This is a genomic window from Chthoniobacterales bacterium (genome assembly GCA_018883245.1).
Lineage (GTDB): Bacteria > Verrucomicrobiota > Verrucomicrobiia > Chthoniobacterales > JACTMZ01 > JACTMZ01.
Genome location: VEQL01000011.1, coordinates 21972 through 47755 on the forward strand (window position 1 = coordinate 21972; position 25784 = coordinate 47755).

Genomic DNA, 25784 nt, shown 5'->3' on the forward strand with positions numbered 1-25784 from the left:
CCCGGTTGCGACGGGTTCTGATTTTTATCCTAAACGCGCAAAATACGCGGTGACACCGGCGACAAGCCCTTCGATGCTGTGCGGATCGGCCTCGATCACGGGACGCACGCCGAACTCCGCGAGGGTTTTTGTCGTCACCGGCCCGATGCTCGCAAATTTCAGATCCGCTGCATAAGGGATCTTCTGAGTGAAAAAATTGCGCGCCGTCGAGGAGCTGGTGAAAACAGCGAGGTCGGCACCTTCCTCGGCAAGGCGTTCGCGGGCGCGGGTGCGGTCATCCGTTTCGGCGACCGTGCGGTAGGCGATCGCTTCATCAACGATCGCACCGAGCTTGTTGAGTCCCTCTGTCAGCCTGCCGCTGGTTTCTTCCGGCCGCACCACGAGAATTTTCACGTTCTCGACATCGGTGTGACGCCGGAAGGTTTCCACCAGCGACTCGGCGTGGAAGTTCTCCGCCACCAGATCCACATGGTAATGCTGAGCGCGTATGCGGTCGGCCGTGGCCGAGCCGACCGCGGCAAACCTCACTCCCCCGATTTCCCGCGCATCGTCATAAAGCTTCCGGAAAAACTCGAAAAAGGCGTCCACACCGTTGGCGCTGGTGAAAACAATCCATTCGTAGGCGTGGGCGTCCTGGACGAGTTCGGCAAACTCGCGGAGGTCGTGCGGAGGATCCCGCCGGATGAGCGGCAGCTCGTAAACGTCGGCCCCGAGTGCGCGAAGCGCGCCGGAAAGCGCGGACGCCTGGGCGCGGCTGCGCGTGACGACAATGCGGCGGCCGAAAAGCGGACGGAATTTTGTCCAGGACATTTCCCCGGCCAAGGCGGCAACGTCGCCGAAAACCACGACTGCCGGCGGCCGCAGATTTGCGGACTCGACCAGATCCGCGATGTCCGCCAGCGTCCCGCGCACGACGTTCTGGTCGCCCCGGGTGGCCCATCGCACGGCGGCGGCGGGCGTGGCGGGTGACGTTCCGCCGGCCACAAGGCACGCCGCAATACCGCGCAGATGTTCGACTCCCATGAGCATCACCTTGGTGCCGGGAGCAGCGCCGATGGCGCGATAGCTTGCCGCCGCTTCCGCACCGGACGGATCCTGGTGGCCGGTGAAAATCGTCAGCGCCGAATTCAACGTTCTCGCCGTGACCGGAATGCCCGCGTAAGCCGGGCCGGCGACGGCGGAGCTGACGCCGGGCACGACTTCGAAAGGCAATCCGGCGGAAGCGAGCGCCATGCACTCCTCGGCGCCGCGGGCAAAGACGAACGGATCCCCGCCCTTGAGCCGGACAACGCGTTTTCCCGCGGAAGTTTTTTCCACGAGAAGGCGGTTGATCTCATCCTGCGCCATGGCATGGTCACCGGATTTTTTTCCGGCATAAATCAGCTCCGCCTTTGCGGGGGCGAAGCCGAGAAGTTCGCGATTCACAAGATGGTCGTAGATCACGGTGTCGGCCGCTCCCAAAACCTCGCGGCCTCGCAGCGTCAGCAGCCCGACATCGCCCGGCCCTGCCCCGACGAGATGACAAATTCCCGATGTTTTTTCAGCTTTCATTCAATCGACGCACGATTTCCCGGGCCAATTGCGCGGCATCGGCCCGTCCGCCCGAGAGCGTGGCATACTTCGGGGAACCGTCCCGCGCGTCAAACATCATCGCCTCGATCGTTATCCTCGAACCCGCCAGCGTGGCGCGTGCACCGAGAGCCGCATGGCATCCTCCTCCGGAAAGGGCCAAAACTTCACGCTCGGCGGCAACGGCCTCGGCGGTGTCGGTATCGTGCAAAGGGCGCAATCTCTCCCCGCTCACCTCGTCGCCGGCCCTGATCTCCACCGCGACGGCACCCTGCCCGGGCGCAGGCAAAAAATTCGGGAGCGCGCCGCAGTGCAACGTTTCCCCTTCAAAGGAAAGGTTCCCGGTTGGCGCGTAGCCAAGGCGCTCGAGACCGGCGGCGGCAAGAATGACGGCATCGAATTCACCCGCGACGAGCTTGCGCAAACGCGTCGGCACATTGCCACGTATGCCCTCGGGCAGCACTTTCGGACGGTCGGCAAGAAGCATGGCGCGGCGTCTTGGACTTCCCGTGCCGACGCGGGCACCGTCGGCCAACGCGTCGAGACCGCCGGGTGTGCGCGAAACGAGGACATCGGCCGTTGCGGCGCGCGGCAGAATCGCGCCGAGGGCGAGGCCATCCGGCAAGCGCGTCGGCAAATCCTTGAGGCTGTGCACCGCCGCATGCGCCCTGCCCGCGAGCAATGCCTCCTCGAGTTCCTTGGTGAAAAGCCCTTTCTCCAGCCCTCCGAGCGTCTTCAGATCCGCATCCAGTCTGCGGTCGCCCGTGGTGCGAAGAACCATCTCGCGAACGGCGAGATCCGGCCAGCAGGCCGAAAGCCGCGCCGCCGTATTGCGGGTCTGGGCCAGCGCAAGTTCGCTGCCGCGCGTGGCCAGGATGAAATCGCGGCTCATGGATCGACGCGGCCTTGCCCCGCCCTTTGCCGGAGCCATTCGAAAAATGTCCGGACTTCGCCGGCGATCATTTCTTCACCGCGCGAGATCTCCTGCTCGCGCAAATCCATGCCTTGGCGCGCCATGGCCTGCAGCGAGTCGAGGTCATGAAGGAAAATGCCCGGTAGCGAGTTGATTTCGGGATCGAGATCCCGCGGAACAGCGAGATCGAGGAGAAAAAGAGGACGGTCCCCGCGTTCCGAAGACACGCGGACGAGTTCTGCGCGCGAAAGCAGGCGACCCTGCGCCGCGGTCGAGGTTATGACAATATCCACATCCGAAAGCGCGGTTTTCCAATGGTCGAAGTGCAGCGCCATGCCGCCAAGCTCTGATGCGAGTTGAGCCGCGCGCTCGAAAGTGCGGTTGGAAATCACAAGGCTCCGCACGCCCCTGGAGCGCAGGCTCCGGGCCACGCGCTCGCCGGTCTCGCCGGCTCCGAGAAGCAAAGACCGGCAGGATGCCAGATCACCGAAAATTTTCCCGGCCAACTCGACGGCCACGGAACCGACCGAAACCGAACCCCGTGTGATCGCGGTGACGCTGCGCACTTCCTTGGCCACGCGAAAAGCTTGCTGGAAGAGACGATTGAGCGCGGATCCCGTGAGTCCGCTTTGCAGCGCTTCGGCATAAGCATCCTTCACCTGACCCAGCACCTCGGTCTCGCCCACGACCATCGAGTCCATGCCGCAGACCACGCGGAACAAATGCCGTGCGGTTTCCTCGTGCTCGCGGCGGTAAAACTCGGCGCGGATCCCGGCTTGGCGCTGCAAAAGTTCGGCGCAGGTGCTCGCGGCCTGCGCGGCATCCGGCGCGAGCCCGTAAACCTCGACGCGATTGCAGGTCGAGAGCAGCACGGCCTCGCGCAAACGCGCCTGCTCGCGCAGATCGGCGAGGATCGCCGCACGGCGCTCGTCCGCCACGGCAAAACGCTCGCGCAGCGCGACGCCCGCCGTGTGGTGGCTAAGACCAAGACAAAAGATTTCCATCAGTGCGCAAAATAACCTTTGAGTGCATACATCGCGGGCAGCGTGACCAAAGCCAGGGCAAATGCCGCGCTGCACGCGATCGCGGCGCCGCGCGGACCGAGATACCTACGGCGCCACAGCGCGAGCACGCCCGCGTAAACAATCCACACCACAACCGAGGCGCCCGCCTTCCACCGGCCCACGGGCACACCGACCGGAAAACCCGCCAGGATGCCCGCGGTGAGAAGTCCCGTGCCGAACCAAAGCAGGCGACGCATCGCCTCGGTCAAAGTTGTCAGCGGCGGCAGAACGTGAAAAAGCGATCCCGGGACGCGCATTTTCAGCTGCTTCTCCTGCACGAGATACATCACGCCCGCGACACAGGCCAACCCGAGCACGCCGTAGGCCATCAGGCTCGTGGCGGCGTGCAACTCCAGCCACGCATCGGGCACACCGCGCGGGGCGGACGGCCGGTCCAGAGGCAGCACAGATGCCGCCAGCTGCAACGCGAGCACCAGCGGCGCGGTGAAAGCGCCGAGGAGGGAGATGCGGTAGGCGGTGCCAACGACCAGATAGGACAGGGCGATCGACCAGCTGAGAAAAACGAGAACCTCGAAAGAGTTTGTGATGGGGCAACGCCCGACCGCTTGGCCGCGCAGGTAAAGGAACGTGGTCTGCAAGACGAACCCGGCCAGCATCGCGCCAAGGATGAAACGGCTGGCGCGGAATTTTCCCGCGCCCGACAAGACCAGCGAGTAGCCGGAGGCGAGAAGATAACAAAGCGTCGAGACCGCCAAAAAATAGCGTTCCATGGGCGGCCCAAATTATCGCCCCAGGCGGCACGGGGCAAGAAGGACGCAGATTCGACTGGCGCGCGCACGCTCGCCGTGCCATCAAACACCATGCGAGTCGTCCTTCCCTGCGCGATCGCGGCCCTGCTCGTTGCAGGCTGCGCCACCGGACGCAAACTGCCGCCTTACGAAAAGCCCCTCAAGCCGGCGCCGGTGCAAAATGTGCGCACGACTGCCTACACGCACACGGAGTCGGATCACCGCAAGCACGGCAGGAGCACGGCATCCGGAACGACCCTGCAACGGGGCAGCATCAACAGCGCGGCCGCCGACTGGTCGCGGTGGCCCTTGGGCACGAAGTTCCGCCTCGTGGAAACCGGCGAAGTTTACGAGGTCGATGACTACGGGTGGATGCTCGCCGGGACCAATACCATCGATCTTTACCAGCCGACCCGGGCACAAATGAACCGCTGGGGCGTGCGACGCGTGACGATCGAAATCCTCGAATGGGGCGATCCGCAACGCAGCTACGCCGTGCTCAAGCCCCGCGAGAAGCACGCGCATGTGAGGCGCATGGTGCGACAGCTCGAAGATCGCCACAACCTCTGATGGGTGCGGGGCCAAAGCTGTCAGACGCCGCACGCATCCTCGTCGCGCTGGTTGTCGGTGCCATCGTCGGAGCAGTGGCGCCATCCGGTGCGGGCATCGGAACGCTCACGGTGGGGGGAGTGCTCGGATTCATCGGCGACATTTTCCTCCGCCTGCTCCAAATGGTCGTCGTTCCCCTGGTCGCCACCTCGATCATCACCAGTGTGGCGGGCCTCGGACGCGACCACGCCTTCGGGCGACTCGGGCTCAAAACCCTCGCTTACTTCGCCACGACCACACTGCTCGCCTGTCTGCTCGCCCTGCTGATTTTCAACGCGGTCCAACCCGGACGCGTGGACAGCGAGGTCTCGTCGCGCCTTCTTGCAGCGGTGCCGGGAAACGCGGACAGCATTCGCGAGGGTCTGTCGGATCATTCGGCGGGCGATCTGGCCGATGTGGTGCTGCGCGTTGTTCCGGTGAACGTCTTCGGAGCGGCCACCCAGAACCGGGAAATGCTCGCGGTCATTTTCTTTGCCCTGCTTTTCGGGTTCTTCACCGGTCGCCTGCCCGATGGCAGGCGCGAAGCATTCCAGTCGTTCTGGGAAAGCGCCAACGATGTGATGATGGCGATCACACACGCGGTGATGCGCGTGGCCCCGTTCGGTATTTTCGCACTCATGGCGCAAACCGTGCAGGCGGGAGGCGCGGCTGCCATCAAACCGCTGCTTCTCTTTTTCATCTGCGTGGCCGGGGGCCTGGCGGTCCACATGTTCGGCGTTCTCGCCGCGCTGATGCGCGTGTTCGGCGGCTTTTCGCCGTGGCAGCATTACCGCGCCATGCTGCCGGCGCTTCTCACGGCTTTCTCGACAGCCTCCTCGTCGGCGACACTTCCCGTCACTCTGGAATGCCTGGAAAAAAACGCGCGGATCTCGCCGCGCGTCGCGGGCTTCGTCGCGCCCCTCGGTGCCACGGTGAACATGGACGGCACCGCGCTTTACGAGTGCGCCGTCGTGCTTTTCATCGCCCAGCTCTACGGCGTGAGCCTCGACTGGACGCAACAGGCGCTGGTCGCCCTGTTGGCCTTGTTGACCTCGGTCGGCGTGGCCGGTATCCCGGCCGCAAGTTTGGTGGCGATCGTGATCATCCTGCAAGCCGTCGGGCTGCCCTTGGAAGCGGTGGCCATCGTGATGGCAACCGACCGCATGCTCGACATGATGCGCACCGCAGTGAACGTTTTCGGCGATACCTGCGGGGCCGCGATCATAGCGCGCAGCGAGGGTGAAAAGGTCTATCCGCGGGTTTCCGCCTGACAAATCGCCGGGCCGCGCTAGTTTGCGGTCAGGACAAAACGGGGCGTAGCTTAGCTTGGTAGAGCGCCTGGTTTGGGACCAGGAGGTCGCAGGTTCAAATCCTGTCGCCCCGATTTCCTCCCGCGAAGCTCAGCGGAGATCGAGCAGTTTCCCGACAGCGACAGCGATCTCATCCAGCGCGGGGCCGACGGGAGTCTCTTTCAGCGGAATTTCCACGGGAATGTCGATGACCACTGGGATCGTGCCGACAATCTCCAGCGGTTCGGGGAACCCGACCAGTGCCCGCTGCTTGATCGCGAGATCCAGATCCATCGCTTGATCCACCGGAACATCGAAACTCACCGGCACCTCCATCTCCTCGTGCAGGCTGAGCCGCACGGGGATTTTTCCGCTGATCCGCAAATCCTCGGGAAACTCGACCTCCATTTCGTGGTCCAACGGAACGGACCCCTTGATGTTGAGCAGAGGCCGGAGAGGACTGGCCACGCGCCACTGGATGGGTTGGTCGATTTTGATGTTGGCACGCGCGCGGATTTTCGTTTTGTCGGCCGCCATCACCGCGCGGTCCACTTGCAATGACTCGTCGATCTTCAGTTCCACCGGCACCTTGAGCTTCTCGTCAACCTTCACACGAAGTTTGACCGGAAGCTTGTCGTGCACTTGGAGCGAAAGATCTATGCCGGTCGGTTTGACGATTTCGATGGTCGCACGCATTTCCATGGGCTGGTTGACCCGGATGGTGGTCTTGATCGACTCGCCGGCGAGCCCGGTCAGGACAGAGGCGATTCCGCGCAGCCTGGTGTCTGCTACCGAGCGTGCACCCAAAAGGATGCCGGCCAGGACGAGGTTTCCCGCCAGGGCCAAAACGGCGGCAAGCAAAACGAAACGCGGGGATTTCATCCGACCAAGAAACATCACTCTGGCAACGAAGCCAACATCATCGACTTGAAAGAGCCGAGAAAAGCCCGGCGGCCTTGTGCATCGTCTCTTCATATTCCGCCTCCGGATCCGAGTCGGCGACAATGCCGGCGCCCACTCCGAAGGTCGCGATGCCGCCGCGAACGACGAGAGTGCGGATCGCGATGTTGAAGATCGCGCGTCCATCGAAGCCGAAAAATCCGATCGCGCCCGTGTAGATACCGCGCGGAGAAGGCTCGAGTTCGGAAATGATTTCTCGCGCGCGCCTTTTCGGGGCACCGGTGATCGAGCCACCCGGGTAACAGGCGCGCAACGCCTGCAGGGCGGTCACCTCCGGGCGCAGCCGGCCCTCGACCGTCGAAACCAGATGATGCACCTGGGCGAAACTTTCAAGCGCGCAAAGCGCGGTCACCCGGACGCTCCCGTAATCGCACACCTGCCCGAGATCATTGCGCTCGAGATCGGTGATCATGGTGAGTTCCGCACGTTCCTTCGGCGAGCGCAGCAGATCGCGCGCCGCCGCGCGGTCGGCATCCTGGTCGGAGCAACGCGGACGCGTTCCTTTGATCGGCCGGGTGACGATGTGCCGTCCGTCGATATCCAAGAAGCACTCCGGAGACGTGCTGAGCACCGTGGTGTCACCGAGGCGCAGAAAGCAAGAGAACGGTGCGGGACTGGTCGCACGCAACCGCGGATAAAGCGGACCTGCATCTCCAGTCCACGGCGCGCCGAGCGTGTGCGTGAGGTTCACCTGATAGATGTCACCCGCGGCAATATATTCCTTAGCCACACCGACCCGGCGAACCCAATCCTCATGCGTCACACCGGGACGAAAGTCCGGCATTTGCACTGGCGCCGCACCTGCCGGAAGCGCATCCCCACACGAAAACCACTCGGAAAAAACGCCGAAGCGGAAATTTCCTTCGTAATCGAACCACCCCGCCAGCCCGCCCGGTCCTTCTCGCCCGAGGTTCTCTTCGATGATTCCCCAGTCTTCCCAGGTGCCTTCGAGAATTTTCTCCGGTGCTGTCGCTGCACGGACGCCGTGACGGAAGCCGCCGCCGTCAAAGAAGGCCCCTTCTTCTCCTTGGAACAACAGACGCGAGAACGGATCCGGCACGGGCCGATCTCAACCGGAAAGCGGTTCCATTTCAAGGGGCGGCGCGTTAAGGTGCTCCGCATGGTCGGCCGGTGGTTCTATTTCGTTGCAGCGCTCGGTTTTCTCGTGACCTCCGCACCGCTGCGTGCGCAGGCGGTCCCGGCCGCGGACAAACCTGCCCCGAGCGCGGAGCTGATCACGGACGCCGAGCAGAGCGTCCTCAAGGAACCCGCCCTTGAGCCGGGCGAGGAACCCCTGCCGAAAATGGATTCGCCGCTGCCCGGCGAGGAAAACATTTTCGGCGATGATTTGTTCGGCACGGGGACAGCTTCTTCCGGCGGATACTCGCGATCCGCACCCCGCGTTCCCGCACGACTGCCGGTGCTCGAGGATCCGCGCGAAGCGGAAAGAAAAGCGCGCATCCGCCTTCGCAAATTGAAGGCGCGCATCGAGCAGGATCCCCGGCTCGTGGAGCTGCGGATGATGGCCGAGAAAGCCCCGGCTCCCGAGGATTACCGCGCGGCGAGACGCGCGTGGTATGCGCTCTTTTTCGACAAAGTCAGGCGGGCGGACCCGAGCCTCAAGGACTATGCGGACAAGCTCGAAAAGGAATCGGCGGCCGGGCTGTTCCAGACCCGCGTCGAACCGACATGGCCTCTGCGCGAGCCGCCGCTTCCGCAACCGCAGGCAAAGTTTGTTCCGCCGCAGCAATATCCCGGCGTTCTTCCCGCGGACGAAGAACCGGTGAGCGTGCGTTAAAAAACGATCGCCGGGAGTTCCCCGAGCGAGCGGATGGTGAAGTCCGGTTCGACCAGACCGACCGGCTCCTCTTCCCCTTCGAGCGCGAGCCAGCACGTGCGCAACCCCGCGCGCTTGCCGCCGACGATATCCCGCGCCAGCGAGTTGCCCACCATGAGGGTCTCCGCGGGTTGCGCCTGCAGTTTGTCCAGCAGATGATTAAAAATCGCCGGCTCCGGTTTCCCGGTGCCGATTTCACCGGAGACAACAGCGGCATCGAAATACATCCCGAGGCCGGAATGCTCGATTTTCTCGCGCTGCAGATCGGGAGCGCCATTGGTCAGCAACCCGATGCGCACACCGCCCGCTCTGAGCCGGTGGAGCACTTCCTCCGCGCCGGGCAACCGATCCTGCAACGTGCGCCGGCGCTGGCGGAAAAATTCGCCCAAACGCTCCGCAAGATCGTTGTCTTCGACGCCCTCTTCGCGCAACGCCTCCCGCCAGATTTCAGCGCGGAACCGCGGCACCCATTCGCGCAGATGGCGCAGATAATCCTCCTCGCCGTGAAAATGGCCCCACATTCCTTCGAAGGCCACGATCCCCAGGGCATCACAGCGCTCGACCGGCGCATGGGCATGCCAGAGCTTTTCAGCCGCGCTTTTGGCTGCTGCCGCAAGACGCCCCGCATCAGAACCGGTCTCCGCCGCGGCGAGCGCCGCCGTTTCCATGAGAGCCTGACGCGAAACGCGTTCGTCCCACACCAACGTGTCATCGAGATCGAAGATCACGGCGCGGAATTTCACAACGGCATTCAAACCCGCTCGTAGAGCCGAAGCAACTCCCGGCCTTCCCTCTCGGGATATGTGGGGATCTCAAAATGCTCCTCCAGCAAACGGAAGTTTTCCCCGAACAGCGCGTCGAGTTCCCCGCGCGTGCATCCGAACGGCGGCCCCTCGCCCCCGTTGTCCGGGTCGGCGTAAAAGACCGCCAGCAACCGACCGCCGGGCTTCAGCACCGAGGACACAGCACGGACGTAATCCGCGCGCCGCGCGGGATCAATGGCGCAGAAGCAAGTGTGCTCGAACACACCGTCGAAGGCGCCGAGCCACTCGTCGTGTGGATCGAAGAGATCACCGAGCTGGTATGACTCTTCGCCGGCAGGCGCATGGGCCCGCGCACGTTCGATGGCCAAGGGGGCAACGTCGAGCCCCACCGGCGCCAGGCCGAACCGCGAAAGCTCGCGAACGTCATGTCCGGTGCCGCACCCCGGAACGAGCACACGGCCGTCGAGCACACCGCGGGCCAGCATTCCGCCGAGGACGGGATGCGCCACGCCCTTTTCCCAAGGCGTGTCGCCTTCCTCGTAGCGCCGGTTCCAGTCGGTCATCGTCGAACCCATCGTGTTCCCCAAGCCACGGTCCATTGGTATTTGCGCGCGTGCTCGCGGATGAGAAACGGCAGATCCTTGGAAAGCTTGAGTTCGAAGTGCGGCTCGAGGATGCGCGCGAGTTCCGACGCGCTTCCCGCAGCCTGTGTTCCGCCGATCCACTTTTCCTTGGGCGCGAACTCTTCCAGCCAGGTGAAGGGCGTGGTCATCAGCAACTGGCCGCCCGGTTTGACCAGCGACGGCAGGCGGGCGAGGAACTTCGCCGGATCCGGAAGGCGGCAGACAAGATTCGCGGCGAGGACCACGTCGAATGCCCCCAGATCCTCCGGCAGTTGCATGGCATCGCCAACGGAAAATTTCACGCGGTCGGCATCGATTCCCGCGGGAATTTTCGCCGTGGCGCGCGCCGTGCGGGCACCCTCGACGGTATATTCGTAATCCAAGTTTCCGGCCGTCCGGATTTGTTCCGCCGCCGCAATGAACGCGCGCGAGAAATCGATTCCGATCACCTCGCCGCAATGACCGGCAAGTTCGAAAGCGGATCTTCCCACCGCGCAGCCCAGATCCAGCGCCCGCGATCCGCGACCCAGCGAGGATGAGTTCAGCAACTCGCTGACGCAGCGCCGCGCAAATTCCAACGCATCACGCGGTCCGGACTTCCACGGCAAAACCTCCTCCGGCTCCCCGTAGTGGAACAAAAGATATTCCCGGACAAGCCGGTCGCTTTCGTAGATCGCCGCCACCACGCCTCCGGCCACCCCCCTATTTCAGCAGGCCTTCCATGTAGGGCGCGGGCCGGAAGTTTTCGAGCAAAACCTCGACCTTCCCGTCGCGGCATATGCGGACTTCGGATGCTGTGATCTCGGGCGTTTTCTCCGGGGAGAAAAGAATATCGTCGTGCGTCGCGTTCATTTTGTTGGCAAAGCGGTCCGGTGTGAGACTCCCGCCCAAATGGTCGCTGCGGCCGGTGGCAATGTGGAACGTTCCGCGGATTTTTTCGTCCTGTATGTCGCGGCCGGACACCGGGAGCACCTGCGTGCCGAAACCGAGTTCGCCGAGTTCGCCGGTGACGGGATCACCTTGGAGCTTGCGGTTGTGCGCTTCGATGGTCGGGGCGTTGCCCTTGATAAGCGTCGCCTTGGCGATCCGCCCGCCGGTCACGTGCATGAGGCCGAGGGTCCCGTCCTCGTATTTCATGGGGAACTCACCTTCCGCGCCGACCGGCACAAAATAAATTTCGCCAGCGGGAAGATTGGCGACATCCGGTTCGGTGCCGCGGCAAAGGCCGTGGCTTTTTTGCGCCTCCTGCTTGCCGAGTTCCAATTTGAGCGTGTGCTTTTTGTCGCCCAGATAAAAATCCAGCTCCACCCAGTCGGCGCGGGTCATGCCTTGCCGCAGCTTCTCGGCTTCGGCGCTCACTTCGTCATAATCGACGGCCAGGCCCGAACCCAGGATGATGTCGTTGACCCCGTGCAACGTGGCGCCGCGGAAGCCGTGTTTCTTCGCGGATGCGGTGAGCGGTGCAGTCGCCGAATAAGTGGATACGCAGAGAATAAGGTCGTAATTGGGATAAATATCTTTTTCGAAGCTGACCTGTTTGCCCTCTGGCGTGAACGCTTCATCGGGGAGGTCGAGGTTGCTGCCGCCGGTCATTTCGTAGGCGTAAAGCTCGCCACCCTTGAGCCCGAGTTCCGCGAGAACACCGCTCTTGAGGCCCTGGTAGAAAACATCGTGCGCCTTCCGCTGCACGGTCAAAGCCTGATCCTGGAGAAACTTGAACCCTTCGATGTCGCGCGGATTTTTCAGATCGATAAGGACCGCGACACGCTGCCCGGGCTTCGGATCGAATGTGGTCTTGAGCAGACGGCTCAAACTGAACGGAGGAAAGGTGCGGTTGCTCATAATTTAATGTGGGTGGAATTCTACAACACGATCGGATAGGAATGGAAGCACTGCGCAGCAGCATGCAACAGCCAACAAACGACGAAAAAGTAGCGGTCGTCGTGCCGCTCTTTCCGCGCATGCCGGGACTGCGCAAGTCGCTCGAGTCCCTGCTCTCCCAAAGCAGGCGGCCCGATACGGTGGTCCTGCTCGACGACGGAACAAGCAAAGAAGCGGATACCGCAGCAAAAACTCTCGACGGTATTGGCACTGAGATTGTGCAAGTTCCCCACGGCCCTCTGCCTGCCGCGGTCAACCACGTGGCCAAACACTTGTCGGAGACGGACTACATCGCCTTTCTGCAGGCAGGCGACGCTTATGCCCCGGCACGGATCGAGCGTTGCCTCGTCGAAATGCGCGACGCGCACGCCATACGCCCACCCGCGGTCGCCGTGACCGCCCTCGTCGCCGTGGACAGCCGCGGCGAAAACATTCCGGAGGAGGACCGGCGCAGCCAATTTTACGATCGTCTCTGGGAGCCGGGCAGGTGCGGCATTGGTCTGGCCGATTGGCTCGGCGCGGGAAACTTCGCCGGCCCGCTTTCCAATTTGTTCGTGCGCCGTGCCTTTCTCGAAGGCAATCCACTTCCCGAAGACGTGCCTATTTTGGTCCAGTGGTTGACGGTTTTGACCGGATTGCGAGGTCTTCTGACGGTCATCGACGAGCCTCTGCTCCGCCACTACCCGGGCGGCGGACAGCCCGAGCACTCCGCCAGCACGGCCACGGACCTGCTGCGCATGCAGGTCAAAATCCTGAAGACACTCGGGGACAAATTGCCGGACTCGCCCGAGACGCGCCGCAACCTCGTGAACTACCACCGCGCCGCATGGCAGAATATTTCCGGTGTCCGCGAAGACTTGTTCCAGCAAGTCGTCCTCTGCCTCGCCGCCGATGCGGACGAAAGGCTCGCGGAACGCCTCACCGAAAGAATTTCCAACGCACTCGGGGCACTCGCCATGCCCGCGCGGCTCGAGGATCTCCTGACGGGCGGAGACGCCCCCGACTTGGCCGCTTACGCCTCCGCCCTGCGGCGCACACGCGAAGATCTAACCAAGATGCGGGCAGAGAACGAACGGCTCGGGAAAATCGCCGAGGCCGCGAAAAATTCCGGGTGGATCCGCTTCGGCGCATGGCTGGGTGATCGCAGCGCACGCCGGATGCTCGAAATGGACGAACTCGCAGTGTCAGGCCTGCAGGCGCCAGATGGCAAAATTCAAGGCGGCGGCAAAACCCGTCCAAAGCCCGTAGGGCGCAAGCAGCCATCCGGCGACGGGACGCACACGGAAAAAGGCGCGCAGGGTGAGAATGACAAAAATGCAAAGGACGAGAATCTCGGCGAAAGCCAAACCCGGGCTGCGCAAACCGAAGAAGAGGGGCGTCCATAGCGCGTTGAGCGCGAGCTGCACGAGGTAAATCCCCAAGGGACGACTCTGCTTCCGCCATCCGCCGCATTGCCAGACGAGCCAAGCGGCGACGGCCATCATGATGTAAAGCACTGTCCATACCGGACCAAAGACCCACGCGGGCGGGCTCCAGGCAGGTTTGACCAGCTCGTCGTAATAGCCCGCCGGCTGGATGAAAATGCCTGTGAGCGCCGCGCAGAATGTCAATGCGAGCCAGGCGACCAGTGCCGGCGCGCTTTTCACTTTGGGGAAGCTTCTGTCCCGGATTCGCCCGGTTTCGATCCGGACAATTTTTCCACCACGTAGAAAGTCACCGGAATGATGAAAATGGCGAACAGCGTGGCGGCAAGCATGCCTCCTATGACAGCTGTGCCCATGGTCTGGCGCGAGATCGCGCCCGAGCCGGTGGCAGTCCACAACGGGACGCATCCGAGAATGAAGGCGAAGGCGGTCATGAGGATCGGGCGAAGGCGGACACGCGCACCTGCAAGCGCGGCATCGAAAAGATTTTTACCGCCCTCGTATTCCGACTTGCAGAACTCGACGATAAGGATCGCGTTCTTGGCCGCGAGGCCGATGAGCATGATGAGGCCGATCTGCGCGTAGATGTTGTTGTCCATCGAGCGTCCCCACAGCGCGAAGAACGCGCCGAAGACGGCGATGGGCGTGCCGAGGAGGACACTGAACGGAAGCGACCAGCTTTCGTATTGCGCGGCAAGGATGAGGAACACGAAGACCAGGGCCAGGGCGAAAATGACGGCGGGCGACACACCTTCGGCCGCCTGCTTTTCCTGGAACGACATGCCCAGGTAATTGTAGCTCATTTCCTTCGGCATGGTCTGGGCGAAGACTTCTTCGAGGGCGGCCATCGCCTGGTTTGCACTGTAGCCGGGCGCGGCATTGGCGTTGATCTGCGCCGAACGATACATGTTGAAGCGCATGGTGAATTCCGGGCCGTAGCGGGGTTTGGACGTGATGAGCGCGGAAAGCGGAACGGATTTTCCCTCGCCGTTGCGAACATAGAACTGCCCGGCCTTCTCGATCGAATTGCGGAACTCGCCGGCGGCCTGCACATAGACCTGCCACTGCAGGCCGAAACGGTTGAAGTAGTTCACCATCGTGCCGCCCAGGAATGTCTGCAGCGTGTTGTAGGCGCTGTCGATCGGAACACCCTGGGTCATGGCCATCTCGCGATCGACGTCCATTTTGATCTGCGGGACGCTCGGAAGCAGCGTCGTGTTGAGGCGTTCAAGTTCCGGGCGTTTGGATGCGGCCTCGATGAACACCCTCGTGTTTTGGGCGAGGAAATCGACCGATCCCCCGCTGCGGTCCTGCAGCACGAAGTTGACACCGCCCGAAGTGCCGACACCGGGAATGGCCGGCGGCGAAAAGGCGAACGCGATTCCTTCGGGCAACGCGGCCAACTGCGCGTTGATCCGGCGCATGATGTTCTTGTATTGCAACTCGGGCGTGGTGCGCTGATCCCAATCCTTGAGCGTGACGAAGAAAAATCCATTGTATGTCGTCTGCACCGTGCTCAGAAGGTTGAAGCCCACGACCGTCGTCACATATTCCACCCCGGGCGTGTTCATCATGATCTGTTCGATCTGTTTGCACGCTTGGCTGGTGCGTTCCATCGACGAGGCATCGGGCAGTTGCACGCCGGCGTAAAAATACCCCTGGTCCTCTTCGGGCAGGAACGCAGGCGGAAGCTTCTTGCCGAAGAATCCCGCCAGCACCCCCATCACGACGAGGAACCCGAGGCTGATGACAAGTTTGCGGATCGCGGTGCCGCAGAGACGCACGTAGTTGTCGGTCGCGCGTCCGAACACGCGGTTGAACCAGTCGTAGAAAACGCCGAGCGGCCCGCGCGTTTTTCCCGTCTTGGGCCTGAGAATGAGCGCGGAAAGCGCCGGGCTGAGGGAAAGGGCGTTGAAAGCCGAGATGCAGACCGAGATGGCAATGGTGACGGCGAATTGCTGGTAGAGACTTCCGGTGATGCCGGGAATGAAGATCGTCGGGATGAAGACCGAGGAAAGCACGAGTGCGATCGCGACCACGGGGCCGGACACTTCCTGCATGGCTTTGATCGTGGCATCGCGCGGGCTCATCCCCTGCTCGATATGGTGCTCCACGGCCTCGACCACGACGATGGCGTCATCGACGACGAGGCCGATGGCCAGCACGAGCCCGAAGAGCGAAAGCGTGTTGATGGAAAAACCGACGAGCGGGAACAAGGCGAACGTTCCGATGAGCGAGACCGGAACGGCCAGCAGCGGGATGAGCGTTGCGCGCCAGCCCTGGAGAAAAACGAAGACGACGACTATGACAAGCAGCAGCGCCTCGAAGAGCGTCTTGACGATTTCCTCGATGCCGGCGGTGACCGCCTTGGTCGTGTCGAGCGACTCGACGTAGGCGAGCCCGGGCGGGAAGCGCTCCGAAAGCTGCTGCATCAATTTCTTTGCGCTCTCCGCTGCGTCGAGCGCGTTCGAGCCTGGCGTCTGGTAACAGGCGATGATCGCCGAAGGTTTCCCGTTGAAGCGGCCTTGCAGGTTGTAGTTCTGCGCGCCGAGCTGGATCTCCGCCACGTCCTTGAGCAGCAACGTCGAGCCGTCCTGGTTGGCACGCACGATGATGTTGCCGAATTCCTCGATCGTCGTGAGATATCCCTGCGTGATGACCGACTTGGCGAACTCCTGGCCTTGCGGGACGGGAGGCGCGCCGACTTTGCCCGCCGGATTGACGCGGTTCTGAGAGCGCACGGCAGCGACGATCTCGTCGGTGGTGACATCAAGTTTGGCCAGCTGGTCGGGGCGCACCCAGATGCGCATCGCGTATTGGCCGGCTCCGAAAATCGAGACCTGCGAGATGCCCTGCACGCGGCCGAGTTCGTTGTTGATGTTGATGTAGGCGTAGTTGGCGAGGAAGGTCGCGTCGAACTCGTCGTTGGGCGAATAAAGCGAGAAGAGCAGCAGCGGGGCCGACGTGCTTTTCTGCACGGTCACGCCGTAATTGGAAACTGCCGCGGGCAATTGCGAGACGGCCTGACTCTGGCGCATCTGCGTGAGAATCTGGTCGGTCGTCGCGTCGGTCTGGACGCCAAAGAAAACGTTCAGCGTCATCTGCCCGTTGTTCGCGTTGATGGAATACATGTATTCCATGTTGTCCACGCCGTTGACCTGCTGCTCGATCGGCGTGGCCACCGATTGTTCGACAGTGAGCGCGTCGGCACCCACGTAGGTCGCCATAACCTGGATCTGCGGGGGAACGATGTTCGGGTATTGCGCGACCGGCAGCCCGGCCATGGAAACCAAGCCGACGATGACCGTGATGATGGCGATGACCATCGCCACGATCGGACGGTTGATGAAGAACTGCGGCATGGCGTTCGATGCGGGCGATCCTCAGGCGCCGGGCGCAGGTGATGCTGCAGGCGACGGTGTCGGAGCGGGCGTGGGCGGCACGACGGGCTCGGCAGGAGCGGGCGCTCCCTCGAGGGCGGCCTCGGGCGGCAATCGCTGGAAATCCGTATCTTCCGGTTCGACGGGAGCCGGCAAGGTGGGATCCTCGGCGAATCCGGGCGGCATCTTCCACGGAGTGGTTTTCACCGTCATTCCCTGGCGCAGCTTCTGCATTCCCTCGACGACAACGTTTTCACCCGGCTTGAGCCCGTCGGTCACCACCTGCATCGACGCGTAAGTCGGACCGGTCTCCACGATGCGCAAATCGACTTTTCCGTCCGGGCCGACAACGGCGATCTGGGATTTGCCTTGGAGATCGTTGATCGCGCGCTGCGGGACGAGGAGCGCGTCTTTCACCCAGCTGGTGACGCCGCGCACGCGGGCGAACTGGCCGGTGCGGAGGAGGTTACCGGGGTTCGCAAACTCGGCCTCGGCCTGCAGCGATCCGGTATTCTGGCTTACTTGGTTGTTGATCGCCAGAAGGCGGCCGGGCTGCGGGTAAATCGTCTGATCGCTCAGCATGATCTGCAAACCGAGCCCGCCGCGCTGCGATACCTTCAAGAGATGCGCGGGATCTCCGAAGTAAGGTTTGATGTAGCTGATGTATTCGTTCTCGCTGACGAAGAACCGCACTTTGATCGGATCGACCATGGTCACAGTGGTGAGCGTGCCGGAGGACGGTCCGATGAGGTTGCCCACCTGGGCCTTGGCGATCCCCGCCAAACCATCGACCGGCGCGGTGATGCTGGTGAATTCGAGGTTCAGGCGCGCCTGTTCCACGGCTGCTTGTGCCGCGGACACCGCCGCCTTGCTCGATTCGAAGCTCTGGATCTGGTCGTCGTATTGCTCGCGGCTTATGACGTTTTTCGCCAACAGGTCCACCGCGCGCTTGGCGTTGGCTTCGTCGCGGATGAGCAGGGCCTGCGCCTGCTCGAGCTGTCCCGAGGCCTGATCAAGCGCGGCTTTGAACGGACGCGGGTCAATCTGGAAAAGCAACTGGCCTTTCTTGACCAGCGAGCCGTCCACGTAATCTTGCGACACGAGGTAGCCGGATACCTGCGCGAGGATGTCGGCATTGACCATGCCGTAGGTCAGTCCGACCCATTCCCGGACGACGGGCACACTTTTCTGCACCGGCGGGGCAACGGGAACGGTGAATTCGGGCGGTTGAGGCTTCTGGGGTTTCGGGCAGCCGGTCAGCAGGAGCAAGGCTGCCGCGGCGAAGGGGAAAAATCGTGACTGCATCTCCTGCGCATGAAAACGGCTGCCGGGCCCGTTGCACAGCAGAAAACAAAGCGGCTCTGGCCAATCGTCCCGGCCGGTGCTCTATTTTCCGCATGAAGATGGTGCGTGCCGCGACGGGACTCCTCGTCGCCATGCTGCTGCTTGCCGGCGGGCTCTATTTCTTCCGCAACGATCTGGTGAATTGGTGGATCCGGAGGGAACTTGCCTCGTCGCTCTCGCAGGTATTGGGCGCGAAGGTTTCTTTGCACGATGTGTCATGGGAACCGGGGCTTCTGCGCGCGGGACATTTCCGTTTGGAAGGGGAAGGAAATTTGCCGCTGGAATCGCTCGCGGCCGAGGGCGTCCGCGCACCGGTCGCCTGGCAGCGACTCCTCGATCCGGCGCAGGGACGTTTGCACATCGAGACCGACCGCACCGAGTTGGTGTGGAACGGACGCCAAAAAGCCGCCGCATCCGCCGCAAAATCAACGACGGGACCGGGGCTGCCGGCGCTGGATCTTCTCGTCGGCAGACTCACATTCCGCCACGCAGACCACAGCGGATGGGAACTGCGCGATATGTCCATGCGAGCCGGTTGCGAGAACGGTGTCTGGTCGTTCTCGGGAAAAGACGGCACGGCCGTTTTGCCGGGCACCCCGCCCCTGAAGATCGAGCGTGTGTCGGCGCAGTTGCGCGACGGACATCTGGAAATCGGGAGCTTCGCCGTGCACGACAGTCACGGCGGTGTGCTCGGCGGCTCTGCGCGTCACAGCGAGAGCGGGTGGACCGGCGAATTCTCGTGGCAGGATGTCGGTCTCGATGCGGTTTTGTCTCCCGCGGTGAGCACGCACTTCGAAGGACGCTGCAGCGGCGACGCCCGGCTGAGCGGCGGAACGCTCCGCGGCAGCATGAAAATCACCGGCGGGGTGAGCAAGTCGATGCCGCAACTCGTCAAAATGGCCAGTTTGTTCGCCGGCGAAAACTGGAACGAGATCCCTTGGGAAACTTTCCGCTTCGACTTTATCCGCTCGCCCGACGGGCGGATGGAATTTTCCAATCTCGAAGCTGTATCGGGCAAGGGTCTCTCGGTTAACGGTTCGGGTCATTACGCACCGGGCAGCTTGGGCGCCGATCTGCAGCTCGGTGTTCGCCGCCAAGGCCGTCCGTGGTTGGTCGGGTTCGTGCCGCTTTTGTTCCGCGGTGAAAAGGACGGGTATCTCTGGACGTCCGTGCGCGTGGGCGGCACGCCCGCCGCACCGACGGAAGATCTGACGGCCCGCGTGGTGGCAGCGCTCGCCGCGGCACCCGCGACCGAGGCTGTCGAAGCCGCAGCCGAAATGCCGGGCACCGCCGTGGAAGCTGCAGGCAGTTTGCTTCGCGGCTTCCTGCGCCGCTGAGCCTTCAGCCGCGCTTGCGGAAAATCCGCATCGCCGTCACCAGATCCACGGCGCGCTGGAGCGGACGGTCGATCGTCGCAGGAGCGGGAGCTTCTTCGGTGTCCTCCTCGATTTCCGGGTTTGTTCCGGCAACAAGGGCGGCCTCGTTCATGTGCGGTCGTTCCGTCTCGAAAACAAACCCGGCGACGCCTTTGTCCAACGATCCGTCCAACACGGCCTGCCTCGTCTCCTCGTCCTGCTCGACCTCGAGATCCGGGACCAGACCGTCCGGATAAAGCGCGGGCTCTTTTTCGACGCGCACCTCCGACGCCGCATAGCGCAGGACCTTTCCACCGCCGAGGGGCACTTCGGTGAACTCGACGGCGCGTCCGCTTGTCGGTGCACCCACGAGCATGGCATCAGCCTTGCCGCGCAGCGCGGCAGCCAAGGCTTCGGCCGCACCGGCTGTTTCACCGTCGGCCACCAGGATGAGGATGCCAGAAAAAAGCGGGGCAGATGAGGAATTGAAGGCGCGCGCCTCGGTGCCACCGGCCTTGACAAGGGAGAAAAGCTTTGTCCCCGGCGGCACAAAACGCGAAGCGGCCTGTGCTGCCAGGTCATAGTCCTGGTTCTCGGGCGTGGCCCGCAAATCCAAAACGATACCGTCCACTTTTTTCGAGGCAAAGTCCTGCAGCGCGGCGTCGAGCTGCGCGATATTCTCGGATCCGAGCGCGCCGAGACGGATGTAGCCCGTGTTTCCCTCGAGCAGCTCGGAACGGAAAGGCGACGGTTTGGTTTCCGCCTTGCCCTGCTGCTTCACTTCCGCGCCGGGCTCCAGCAGTTCGAGCAATCCTGCCAAGGTTGCGCGCTCAACGGTGGTGTCATCGATCCCCGTGCCGCTGAGCGAATTCTCGCGCAGGATGGAAATGGCCTGTTTGACCTGCGCCGAGTCGAGATCCCCGGGACCGGACGCGGGCTGCCGCGAAAAAGCGCACGCCGCGTGGAGAAGAACCGTGACGACTGCAGCGGATTTTTTAATGGCGGCCATGCCGCCCAATGTGGGGGGCGCGGGCCGCGTTTTCAAAGCGATTCCGCGGATGCAGGACAAAGAGTCGTCACGCCAAACGCAGCGCGGCCGTGCGGATGTTTCCGCGTTGCCACGCCAACTGGCGTTCGATGGCGCGATGCAGAAACTTCTTCGCATCGCCGACCGCGACCCGCAGGGACCGTCCGCGCGCGAGGCCGGCGGTGACAGCCGAAGACAGCGTGCACCCGGAGCCGTGGGTTTCGCGGCGCGGAATGAACGGAAGCACGAATTCCTGGATTTCTTTGCGGTCGCAGAGCACATCCACCGCACGCGATCCACGCAAATGCCCGCCTTTGAGCAGGACCGCAGCCCTGTATTTTCCATGCAACTCCCGGGCCGCGGCATCCATCGCATGCCGCGTCCGGATTTTGCGTCCGAGCAGGACGGCGGCTTCGTCGAGGTTCGGCGTAATGACATCCGCCAGCGGGAACAATTCGTGTTCATAGGCGCGCACCGCGTCCGGCTTCAGCAACGGGTCCCCGCTGCTTGCCACCATCACGGGATCGACCACGAGGTGAAAGCGACCGATGCGGTCGGCCAGTTCCTCGGAGACCACGCGCAGAAGGGGGCGGGAATAAAGCATGCCGGTTTTCACAGCGACGACGGGATATGCGTCGAAAAGCATGCGGATCTGCGAGCGCAGAACACCGGGCTTCACGGCCTGCACATGCTCGACGCGACCCGGCACTTCCGCGACGACGCAGGTCACCGCCGTGAGCCCGTAAACACCGAAGGCGGTGAAAGTCTTGAGATCCGCCTGAATGCCGGCCCCGCAAGAATTGTCGGAGCCGGCGATGGTCAACGCAACCGGCGGAGCGGGGGCACGCTTACTCATTCCGGCGGGCCATGATCAGATACGCGAGGTTGCCGAGCGCGGCGACAAAGGCGGCAACATAGGTGAGCGCCGCGGCGTTGAGCACGGCATTCACACCCGCGGCTTCGCCGCCGGGTTGGACCATGCCCATTTGCTGGAGGATGACTTTCGCGCGGTTCGACGCGTCATATTCCACCGGCAGCGTGATGAGCTGGAACACGGCCAACACCGCGTAGCAGATGATGCCTATGGTGATGAGTCCGCTGATATGGAACATGAAACCGCCGATGATCACGAGCGGCAGGATCTGCGAGGCGAACTGCGTGGCGGGGACGATGGCCATGCGCCATTTGAGGGGAGCGTAGGCGCGCGCATGCTGGATGGCATGGCCGCACTCGTGCGCGGCGATCCCGAGAGCGGCAACACTCGGCGAGTTGTAAACGTGCGATGAAAGGCAGAGACGCTTTTTCATCGGATCATAGTGGTCGCCGAGCATGTCGTTGATCTCCCGCACCTCGACATCGTGGATTTTGGCCGCGTTGAGAATCTCCCGAGCCGCCTGCGCACCGGTGATCCCCGAGGTGGCCGGGACTCTCTTGTATTTGCCGAACGCGCCCGAAACGCGCATCTGGGCATAAAGTCCCAGGACCAAAGGGACACCGATAAGAAGAAGGTAAATGGACATGTTCATGGCTTGGAAATCATCTCAACAGACAACAAATGCGCAATCCCGTTCGAAGATTCAATGCAGCTCGAGGGGGACCGCAACCCGGGAGAGCCGCTCGCAGCCGGCTCGGGTCACGGCAACGACATCCTCGTGGCGCACACCGCCTGTCTCCGGATAATAAAGCCCCGGCTCCACGGTGAATACCTGCCCGGTCCGGAATGTCGTCGCGGCCAGCCGCGGTTCCTCGTGCAAATCCAACCCGAGTCCGTGTCCGGTGCCGTGGAAAAATCCGGTCCAACGGCCGCGTTTGCGACCGGTCGGATAACCGCGGTCCGCAAAAAAACGCTTCACGGCATCATGCACCTCCGCGCCGCGGACCGAAGGTTTGATCATGCTGATGGCGAGTCGCTGCGCCGCACGGACGGTTTCCCACATGCAACGCTGTGCATCGGAAGCCCGTCCCCGCACCACCGTGCGCGTGATGTCGCCGAAAAAACCGCTCCGCGCATCGCGGGGAAAAATATCGAGGATGATCAGTTCGTGTGCGCGCAACGGACCGTGACCGCGCTCGTGCGGGTCGCAGGCCTGCCGCCCGCCCGCCACGATCGTCCCATCCGGCACTCCACCGGCCCGCAGAACCGCGGCGTCGGATTCGGCCCGGACAATTTCGCTGGTCAGCGTTTTGCCGTTCCAGCGAAGAATTCCGTTCCGACCGATGCCCGCCGCGCGCAGCACTTCCACGGCACGAAGAATCCCCGCCTTGGTGATGTGCAACGCATGTTTGACGGCGCGGATTTCCTCCGCGGTTTTGCATTCGCGCTCGGGCCAGAAATGTCCCTCGATCGCGAAGACTTTGACTCCCGCCCGCTCGATCGCACGGGCCATTCCGAGGGGAAAATCGGAAGGCACATCGACACGCCGCACTTTGAAACGCCGCAGCAAATGCACGGCGATGGCCGGGAGCGAAGGATTCCCGCCGGCTTCGCGCGCCAGCTCCGAAAGCGGAAGAATCTCGTCCACGCGCGCATCGCGGCGTCCGCGGTCGAATTCGAGATCGCCGAGCACGATGGTCTTCACCCCGCCGTGCTCGAGGAACAGAAAGGGATCCGGGGCCTGGAAGCCGGTGGCGTAAAGCATGTCGGCGGATTGCGGGCTCGGCGCGCAAAGAAGTCTGGCCATGAGATTTGGAAGGGTCGTTTGCCGCGGCGGATGAAATCAAGCCGTTAGCCGGTCCACGGCAGCAGCGATCGCGGCCGGGGCGTCGATCAGCAGACGGTGACCCGCGCGCGGGACGGCAAAAAAGCTTCCGGGAAAACCGCCGACGCGCATTTCCTCGAGCAACCGGCGGAACTTTGTGTCGGTTCCCCCGGCCATCCAAACGAAGTCTCCCTCGAGGCGGGCCGTATCGGTGAACTCCTCCGCGACGGAAAACCTATCCAATGCCCCGGCGAGCTTGGCACGGTCGAAATCCCTTTCTTGGCGTGGCAGGACGCCGCTTCCATCAAAAACTTGCTGCGCATTCCAGCGTGCCATGAGTTTTTCCCACGATTCGCTCCGGAACGCAGCCGCCCAAGCGTCATCCGATTTTCTGCGCTCTTCACGCTCCTCGTCCGTCTGGAAATTTCCCGGATTGACCGAAAGCAGCAGCGCGCCGTGCCAACGCTGCGGCTCGCACATCAGCCACCGCAGGGCGAGCCTTCCCCCGAACGAATAGCCCGCAAGCCACGCCTTTGCCTCAAACGCGGGCGCCTCGCCGATCGCCGGCGCACCGGGCGCGAACAAATCGGGACAAATCCATTCGAGGTCCGCAGATGACGCAGCGCGCACGGCATCCCAATCTCTTCCCCGGCCGAGAAAGCCGTGCAAAGCAACGACGCGCGGTTTCACGACGACGCGCGGCCCGGCACAAAAAGCGTGGCTGCATAGACAGCCATGGACACGAGCACGATGGTCGCGCCGGTCGCGGTCGAGGCGTAAAACGAGACGACCAATCCCGCGACTCCGGAGATGATGGCGATGACCACCGCCCATCCGAAGAATTGGGCTGTGCTGCGCCCGAGATTGCGCGCGGCGGCGGCCGGCAGGAGCAACAGTGCGTTGATCACGAGAATACCGATCCAAGGGAGACTGAACGTCACCACCACGGCGAGCATGCAGGCGAAAGCAAGCTGCGCTGCGCCCGGATGACGCGCGCGACTGCGGGCCAAAGCCGGGCTCACGCTGGCAAGCAGAAGACGGTTGAAAAAAGCGAAAAAGAGAACGAGCACCGCAACGGCGAGAACACCGAGCACAGCAATGTCGGACGGCGTGACACCGAGCATGTCGCCGATGAGAAAATTCGTGTAACGCGCAAAGTCGCCGCCTTTGGACAAAATGACGATGCCAAGCGAAACCGTGAAAGCCATGACCAGCCCGATCGCGGTGTCGGACGACAATCCTCCGCGTTGCCGCACCCACGCGATGGCAAGGGTCAGGATCAAGGCAAATCCGACCATCGACCACAGCGGGTTGCCGAGTCCGAGGAGCACGCCGATGGCGATGCCGGTGAAGGCCGCATGGCCGATCGCCTCGGAAAAAAACGCCAAACGGTTGGCCACCACCACCGTGCCCAGACCGCCGAGCAGCGGGGCGATGACGAGCACCGCGAGCAGCGCGAGGCGCATGAACGAGTATTGCGCCCACTCGAAGGGAAGCTGCGACACCGAACGGTGCCAGAACTCGAGCCAAGCACCGGTCATGACAAAGACTCCAGACTGAAGGCCTCGCGCACGCGGGGATCGTGCAATACTTCGGACGGCGTGCCCTCGCAGACGATGCGCCGGTCGAGAAAGACCATGCGGTCGGCAAATCGGGCGAGCGTGGCCAAGTCGTGCGAAACGAGGAGAACGGCCAGATCGTATTCGCGGCGCAGCTTCGAAATCAGCTCGTAGAATTTCTCGCGACCGCTGTGGTCCACGCCGGACATCGGCTCATCCAGCACGAGAATATTCGGCACCGGCGTGAGCGCCAACCCGAGGAGCACACGCTGCAATTCGCCGCCGGACAGCGTCCCCAGTTGGCGACGCAGCAAGTGCTCGGCGCCGGTGCGCGCCAACCCCTCGCGAGCCTGGCCGACCACCGCCCGGGGAACACCGAGGCATGCAGGGCGCTTGGAAAGCGAGGCGGCAAAAAGGTCGAGCACACTCACCGGCGCATCGCGGTCGAACGACGCATGCTGCGGAACGTAGCCGATCAACGGGCTGTCTTTGCGGCGGTGCGCTGCGTCCATGAAATGCACTTCGCCCGAGTGCGGCATCTCGCCCAAGAGGCAGCGCACGAGGGTGGTCTTGCCCGCGCCGTTTTCGCCGATGACCGCCGTGAGTTCGCCGCAATGAAGGTGCAGATCGACATGCTCCAACACGGGGACACCGTGGTAGCGCACGCCGACGTCACGGAGCGTCGTGCAGCATTCCCCGCAGCGGTGGGGGGCGATGCCGTGGTGCGCGGGTGCGTTGTCGGACGGGAGTTCCATCGGC

Annotated in this window: 25 protein-coding genes and 1 tRNA gene; 6 read left to right on the forward strand and 20 right to left on the reverse strand. The window is 63.0% G+C overall.

The features are described 5' to 3' along the window. Positions 1–24: 24 nt before the first annotated feature. Genes cobA through FGM15_05720 form a run of 4 tightly spaced genes read right to left on the reverse strand, consistent with a single transcriptional unit; the run spans position 25 to position 4277 of the window. Complete coding sequence (gene cobA / locus FGM15_05705) at positions 25–1551, reverse strand: uroporphyrinogen-III C-methyltransferase (GenBank protein ID MBU3665358.1); 1527 nt, start codon at positions 1549–1551, stop codon at positions 25–27. Continuing rightward, positions 1541–2500, reverse strand: a complete 960-nt coding sequence (gene hemC / locus FGM15_05710; protein MBU3665359.1) for a hydroxymethylbilane synthase — start codon at positions 2498–2500, stop codon at positions 1541–1543. Before hemC ends, cobA begins: the two co-directional genes overlap by 11 nt. Beyond that, a complete protein-coding gene (locus FGM15_05715; GenBank protein MBU3665360.1) occupies positions 2458–3486 on the reverse strand; it encodes a glutamyl-tRNA reductase in 1029 nt (342 codons plus the stop codon). The genes hemC and FGM15_05715 overlap by 43 nt, the downstream gene beginning before the upstream one ends. Next, positions 3486–4277: a hypothetical protein gene (locus FGM15_05720; GenBank protein MBU3665361.1), complete on the reverse strand. Its 792-nt coding sequence runs from the start codon at positions 4275–4277 to the stop codon at positions 3486–3488. The genes FGM15_05715 and FGM15_05720 overlap by 1 nt, the downstream gene beginning before the upstream one ends. 90 nt (positions 4278–4367) lie before the next feature. On the opposite strand from FGM15_05720, the gene FGM15_05725 reads away from it, so the two are divergent. The 3 genes from FGM15_05725 to FGM15_05735 all read left to right on the forward strand — a co-directional run bounded on the left by FGM15_05725 (position 4368) and on the right by FGM15_05735 (position 6267). Then, the gene (locus tag FGM15_05725; GenBank protein ID MBU3665362.1) at positions 4368–4865 is read left to right on the forward strand and encodes a hypothetical protein; all 498 of its coding nucleotides are present in this window, start codon (positions 4368–4370) and stop codon (positions 4863–4865) included. Further along, entirely contained in the window at positions 4865–6154 is a 1290-nt protein-coding gene (locus FGM15_05730; GenBank protein ID MBU3665363.1) for a dicarboxylate/amino acid:cation symporter, read from the forward strand. The genes FGM15_05725 and FGM15_05730 overlap by 1 nt, the downstream gene beginning before the upstream one ends. Before the next feature lie 39 nt (positions 6155–6193). After that, positions 6194–6267: transfer RNA gene (locus tag FGM15_05735), tRNA-Pro, on the forward strand. Positions 6268–6283: 16 nt separating this feature from the next. On the opposite strand, the gene FGM15_05740 is transcribed toward FGM15_05735, so the two are convergent. Together FGM15_05740 and pabB are read right to left on the reverse strand one after the other, a co-directional pair. Beyond that, positions 6284–7054 (reverse strand): hypothetical protein, encoded by a 771-nt coding sequence (locus tag FGM15_05740; protein ID MBU3665364.1) that lies wholly within the window; start codon positions 7052–7054, stop codon positions 6284–6286. 37 nt (positions 7055–7091) lie between these two features. After that, complete coding sequence (pabB, locus tag FGM15_05745) at positions 7092–7916, reverse strand: aminodeoxychorismate synthase component I (GenBank protein MBU3665365.1); 825 nt, start codon at positions 7914–7916, stop codon at positions 7092–7094. A 336-nt stretch (positions 7917–8252) separates the two neighbouring features. Here pabB and FGM15_05750 point away from each other — a divergent pair, with 336 nt between their 5' ends. Beyond that, entirely contained in the window at positions 8253–8930 is a 678-nt protein-coding gene (locus FGM15_05750; protein ID MBU3665366.1) for a hypothetical protein, read from the forward strand. Here FGM15_05750 and FGM15_05755 read toward each other — a convergent pair. Genes FGM15_05755 through FGM15_05770 form a run of 4 tightly spaced genes read right to left on the reverse strand, consistent with a single transcriptional unit; the run spans position 8927 to position 12198 of the window. Further along, complete coding sequence (locus tag FGM15_05755) at positions 8927–9772, reverse strand: HAD family hydrolase (GenBank protein MBU3665367.1); 846 nt, start codon at positions 9770–9772, stop codon at positions 8927–8929. The two genes, FGM15_05750 and FGM15_05755, sit on opposite strands and share 4 nt — an antisense overlap. Further along, positions 9721–10296 carry a methyltransferase domain-containing protein gene (locus tag FGM15_05760; GenBank protein ID MBU3665368.1) on the reverse strand — a complete coding sequence of 192 codons (576 nt, stop codon included), beginning with the start codon at positions 10294–10296 and terminating at the stop codon, positions 9721–9723. The genes FGM15_05755 and FGM15_05760 overlap by 52 nt, the downstream gene beginning before the upstream one ends. Beyond that, on the reverse strand, positions 10293–11039 hold the full coding sequence (locus FGM15_05765; GenBank protein ID MBU3665369.1) for a putative 4-mercaptohistidine N1-methyltransferase: 747 nt from the start codon (positions 11037–11039) through the stop codon (positions 10293–10295). The genes FGM15_05760 and FGM15_05765 overlap by 4 nt, the downstream gene beginning before the upstream one ends. A gap of 19 nt (positions 11040–11058) precedes the next feature. Beyond that, positions 11059–12198, reverse strand: a complete 1140-nt coding sequence (locus FGM15_05770) for a hypothetical protein (protein MBU3665370.1) — start codon at positions 12196–12198, stop codon at positions 11059–11061. A 41-nt stretch (positions 12199–12239) separates the two neighbouring features. Here FGM15_05770 and FGM15_05775 point away from each other — a divergent pair, with 41 nt between their 5' ends. Continuing rightward, positions 12240–13622 carry a glycosyltransferase family 2 protein gene (locus FGM15_05775; protein ID MBU3665371.1) on the forward strand — a complete coding sequence of 461 codons (1383 nt, stop codon included), beginning with the start codon at positions 12240–12242 and terminating at the stop codon, positions 13620–13622. Here FGM15_05775 and FGM15_05780 read toward each other — a convergent pair. The 3 genes from FGM15_05780 to FGM15_05790 are packed head-to-tail and all read right to left on the reverse strand — an operon-like array spanning position 13422 to position 18346. Then, positions 13422–13883: a tryptophan-rich sensory protein gene (locus FGM15_05780; GenBank protein ID MBU3665372.1), complete on the reverse strand. Its 462-nt coding sequence runs from the start codon at positions 13881–13883 to the stop codon at positions 13422–13424. The genes FGM15_05775 and FGM15_05780 overlap by 201 nt on opposite strands. Beyond that, positions 13880–17023 (reverse strand): multidrug efflux RND transporter permease subunit, encoded by a 3144-nt coding sequence (locus tag FGM15_05785; GenBank protein MBU3665373.1) that lies wholly within the window; start codon positions 17021–17023, stop codon positions 13880–13882. Before FGM15_05785 ends, FGM15_05780 begins: the two co-directional genes overlap by 4 nt. Positions 17024–17044: 21 nt before the next feature. Next, positions 17045–18346: an efflux RND transporter periplasmic adaptor subunit gene (locus tag FGM15_05790; protein ID MBU3665374.1), complete on the reverse strand. Its 1302-nt coding sequence runs from the start codon at positions 18344–18346 to the stop codon at positions 17045–17047. A 92-nt stretch (positions 18347–18438) separates the two neighbouring features. Between FGM15_05790 and FGM15_05795 the strand changes: the two genes are divergently transcribed. Further along, entirely contained in the window at positions 18439–19722 is a 1284-nt protein-coding gene (locus FGM15_05795) for a hypothetical protein (protein MBU3665375.1), read from the forward strand. A gap of 4 nt (positions 19723–19726) precedes the next feature. Here FGM15_05795 and FGM15_05800 read toward each other — a convergent pair whose 3' ends face one another. The 7 genes from FGM15_05800 to FGM15_05830 are packed head-to-tail and all read right to left on the reverse strand — an operon-like array spanning position 19727 to position 25780. Further along, positions 19727–20905, reverse strand: a complete 1179-nt coding sequence (locus FGM15_05800; GenBank protein MBU3665376.1) for a hypothetical protein — start codon at positions 20903–20905, stop codon at positions 19727–19729. Further along, positions 20817–21623 carry a bifunctional hydroxymethylpyrimidine kinase/phosphomethylpyrimidine kinase gene (gene thiD / locus FGM15_05805; GenBank protein ID MBU3665377.1) on the reverse strand — a complete coding sequence of 269 codons (807 nt, stop codon included), beginning with the start codon at positions 21621–21623 and terminating at the stop codon, positions 20817–20819. The genes FGM15_05800 and thiD overlap by 89 nt, the downstream gene beginning before the upstream one ends. Beyond that, positions 21616–22293: a zinc metallopeptidase gene (locus tag FGM15_05810; GenBank protein MBU3665378.1), complete on the reverse strand. Its 678-nt coding sequence runs from the start codon at positions 22291–22293 to the stop codon at positions 21616–21618. The genes thiD and FGM15_05810 overlap by 8 nt, the downstream gene beginning before the upstream one ends. A 51-nt stretch (positions 22294–22344) precedes the next feature. Next, on the reverse strand, positions 22345–23448 hold the full coding sequence (locus tag FGM15_05815) for an aminopeptidase P family protein (protein MBU3665379.1): 1104 nt from the start codon (positions 23446–23448) through the stop codon (positions 22345–22347). A 36-nt stretch (positions 23449–23484) separates the two neighbouring features. Then, positions 23485–24156: an alpha/beta fold hydrolase gene (locus tag FGM15_05820; GenBank protein ID MBU3665380.1), complete on the reverse strand. Its 672-nt coding sequence runs from the start codon at positions 24154–24156 to the stop codon at positions 23485–23487. After that, positions 24153–25007, reverse strand: a complete 855-nt coding sequence (locus FGM15_05825) for a metal ABC transporter permease (GenBank protein ID MBU3665381.1) — start codon at positions 25005–25007, stop codon at positions 24153–24155. The genes FGM15_05820 and FGM15_05825 overlap by 4 nt, the downstream gene beginning before the upstream one ends. Next, positions 25004–25780, reverse strand: a complete 777-nt coding sequence (locus FGM15_05830) for a metal ABC transporter ATP-binding protein (protein MBU3665382.1) — start codon at positions 25778–25780, stop codon at positions 25004–25006. Before FGM15_05830 ends, FGM15_05825 begins: the two co-directional genes overlap by 4 nt. Between the last annotated feature and the right edge of the window lie 4 nt (positions 25781–25784).

Excerpts from the sequence above, each read along its gene's own strand:
- FGM15_05830 (MBU3665382.1), bottom strand. The coding sequence starts at position 25,780 with ATGGAACTCCCGTCCGACAACGCACCCGCGCACCACGGCATCGCCCCC.
- FGM15_05730 (MBU3665363.1), top strand. The coding sequence starts at position 4,865 with ATGGGTGCGGGGCCAAAGCTGTCAGACGCCGCACGCATCCTCGTCGCG.
- FGM15_05810 (MBU3665378.1), bottom strand. The coding sequence starts at position 22,293 with ATGAACATGTCCATTTACCTTCTTCTTATCGGTGTCCCTTTGGTCCTG.
- FGM15_05795 (MBU3665375.1), top strand. The coding sequence starts at position 18,439 with ATGAAGATGGTGCGTGCCGCGACGGGACTCCTCGTCGCCATGCTGCTG.
- FGM15_05725 (MBU3665362.1), top strand. The coding sequence starts at position 4,368 with ATGCGAGTCGTCCTTCCCTGCGCGATCGCGGCCCTGCTCGTTGCAGGC.
- thiD (MBU3665377.1), bottom strand. The coding sequence starts at position 21,623 with ATGAGTAAGCGTGCCCCCGCTCCGCCGGTTGCGTTGACCATCGCCGGC.
- hemC (MBU3665359.1), bottom strand. The coding sequence starts at position 2,500 with ATGGCTCCGGCAAAGGGCGGGGCAAGGCCGCGTCGATCCATGAGCCGC.
- FGM15_05785 (MBU3665373.1), bottom strand. The coding sequence starts at position 17,023 with ATGCCGCAGTTCTTCATCAACCGTCCGATCGTGGCGATGGTCATCGCC.
- FGM15_05770 (MBU3665370.1), bottom strand. The coding sequence starts at position 12,198 with ATGAGCAACCGCACCTTTCCTCCGTTCAGTTTGAGCCGTCTGCTCAAG.
- FGM15_05815 (MBU3665379.1), bottom strand. The coding sequence starts at position 23,448 with ATGGCCAGACTTCTTTGCGCGCCGAGCCCGCAATCCGCCGACATGCTT.
- FGM15_05740 (MBU3665364.1), bottom strand. The coding sequence starts at position 7,054 with ATGAAATCCCCGCGTTTCGTTTTGCTTGCCGCCGTTTTGGCCCTGGCG.
- FGM15_05760 (MBU3665368.1), bottom strand. The coding sequence starts at position 10,296 with ATGACCGACTGGAACCGGCGCTACGAGGAAGGCGACACGCCTTGGGAA.
- FGM15_05715 (MBU3665360.1), bottom strand. The coding sequence starts at position 3,486 with ATGGAAATCTTTTGTCTTGGTCTTAGCCACCACACGGCGGGCGTCGCG.
- FGM15_05790 (MBU3665374.1), bottom strand. The coding sequence starts at position 18,346 with ATGCAGTCACGATTTTTCCCCTTCGCCGCGGCAGCCTTGCTCCTGCTG.
- cobA (MBU3665358.1), bottom strand. The coding sequence starts at position 1,551 with ATGAAAGCTGAAAAAACATCGGGAATTTGTCATCTCGTCGGGGCAGGG.
- FGM15_05720 (MBU3665361.1), bottom strand. The coding sequence starts at position 4,277 with ATGGAACGCTATTTTTTGGCGGTCTCGACGCTTTGTTATCTTCTCGCC.
- FGM15_05750 (MBU3665366.1), top strand. The coding sequence starts at position 8,253 with ATGGTCGGCCGGTGGTTCTATTTCGTTGCAGCGCTCGGTTTTCTCGTG.
- FGM15_05825 (MBU3665381.1), bottom strand. The coding sequence starts at position 25,007 with ATGACCGGTGCTTGGCTCGAGTTCTGGCACCGTTCGGTGTCGCAGCTT.
- pabB (MBU3665365.1), bottom strand. The coding sequence starts at position 7,916 with ATGCCGGACTTTCGTCCCGGTGTGACGCATGAGGATTGGGTTCGCCGG.
- FGM15_05775 (MBU3665371.1), top strand. The coding sequence starts at position 12,240 with ATGGAAGCACTGCGCAGCAGCATGCAACAGCCAACAAACGACGAAAAA.
- FGM15_05800 (MBU3665376.1), bottom strand. The coding sequence starts at position 20,905 with ATGCGAAGAAGTTTCTGCATCGCGCCATCGAACGCCAGTTGGCGTGGC.